The sequence below is a fragment of the Prevotella rectalis genome, from assembly GCF_900607215.1.
In the GTDB taxonomy this organism is placed as follows: Bacteria; Bacteroidota; Bacteroidia; order Bacteroidales; family Bacteroidaceae; genus Prevotella; species Prevotella brunnea.
Window position 1 is genome coordinate 1,365,455 of sequence record NZ_LR027820.1, and the last position, 888, is coordinate 1,366,342.

At 49.9% G+C, this 888-nt stretch carries 1 protein-coding gene; it reads right to left on the reverse strand.

Annotated elements, in window-relative coordinates; all coding sequences use genetic code 11:
- Positions 1–888 (reverse strand): IS256 family transposase (locus E0E16_RS07000; protein WP_130829708.1); only part of this gene is annotated, 888 nt, incomplete at both ends.

The window sequence follows — 888 nt, forward strand, 5'->3', positions numbered from 1 at the left end:
TGCGTTCGGCCTTGTATTTTCTTAGTGCAGGATATTTCCTTTCCCATTTCTCGACAAAGGTAATGAATTGTTCGTATCCCTGCAAGGAATTCATCTCGTTGTTCTCCAATTGGAACACCTCACTGAGCTGCTGCGCCATTACCAGTTTGTCTTTATGTGATGCGCCGCTGAGTATCTGTCGCTTAACGTGTGCCACGCAGAACTGGTGTGCGGCACCGGGAAAGGCTGCACAGACGGCATTCTCTATTCCTTGCAATGCATCGGAAACAACTAAGTCTATCTGTTCGACGCCTCTTTGCTTCAAGGCCTCAAGCTCGTCTTTCCAGCAAAGAGCCCCTTCTGTGGGATGATTGACAACCGTGAGCACCTCCCTGCTGCCGTCTTCTAATACCCCCAGAATGGTATAGTAGGCTTCCTTGGACACCTGTCTGTCCCTACGGGTGGAAATAAAGGTGGCGTCGATATAGACGGCTAAGTAGTGGGAGGAAAGGCTACGGCAAAGCCACCGTTCGACGTCCTCACGGCAGCTGCCGGCAAGATGCGATACCTGCTGCTTGCTGTAGGAACGACCATAGACGCAATTTGAAATCTCGCCTATCTGCTCCGTGGTAAGACCTTTGGTGTAGAGGAGATTGAACAATTTGGCACGTTCCTCGCTTTCGCTGCGTATCAACCCTAAGAGAATGGGATAGAAGTTTCCGCTACGACTGCGCGGAATACGGAGCGAGAACTCAAAGCCGTGACTGTACCAACGACGAGAACGGAAACCATTGCATTGCTCATGGGCATTTTCGCTGACGAACAACTCTCGTTCATGATACATCAGGGAGTTCATGATTAATGACTGAAGGGTAACAAAACCCTCGCTGCTGCTTGTGTAATTCGAAA